The sequence below is a fragment of the Streptococcus sp. HMSC077D04 genome, from assembly GCF_001808785.1.
GTDB classification, from domain to species: Bacteria; Bacillota; Bacilli; order Lactobacillales; family Streptococcaceae; genus Streptococcus; species Streptococcus mitis_BX.
This window is the reverse complement of the sequence record NZ_KV794495.1, coordinates 1-570: the sequence shown is the minus strand read 5'-3', so window position 1 is coordinate 570 and position 570 is coordinate 1. Positions and strand designations below refer to the sequence as shown.

The following is a 570-nucleotide window of genomic DNA, read 5'->3' as shown; positions in this document are numbered from 1 at the left end:
ATTAAGATTCAACTCTACCTCAAACTCATGAAAAGTATCCCTATTTCTCTTAAACTTTTGAAAGGACTCCCATATCACTTCTTCTTTCGGCAACTCTTTTTCTTTAATTATCTTTTCCTCATTATAAAGTTCAACAATATTTTTATTATTTAATCCGAAAGTATCATTTTTGTTATTAAAATAGTCTTCAAAATAACTAACACTATACTGTTTCGTTTTTCCCAATTCCTGTTCTGAAAGCTTAATCTCATAAAATTCAAATTGAACATGTTTTTCTTTCGGAATTATTTTTAATCCAAAAAATTCTGCTCGTTGAATCAATTCATTCATATTCTTCATTTTCGGAAGTAAAAATTCTAAGATGTTTATGATTTCCCTTTGAACAAACTTTTTCTTAAAATATGTTTCATTATAAGGTTGTTTTCTATTCAATCTATTATCACGTACGACTTGTTTCATATTTGAATCAGTCATAAAAAAAGTAACATGCTTATGTCTAAAATCAATTTTTAAATTTAAAGCTTTAGCTTTTTTCTTAAAATCTTCAAAATTTTTCGAGTTCTCGATTAG

The 570-nt window shown here is 25.8% G+C and carries 1 pseudogene; it reads right to left on the bottom strand.

The annotated features are described in order from the left end of the window. Positions 1 to 570 (bottom strand): annotated as a pseudogene (locus tag HMPREF2701_RS01590) (relaxase/mobilization nuclease domain-containing protein); the annotation flags it as partial.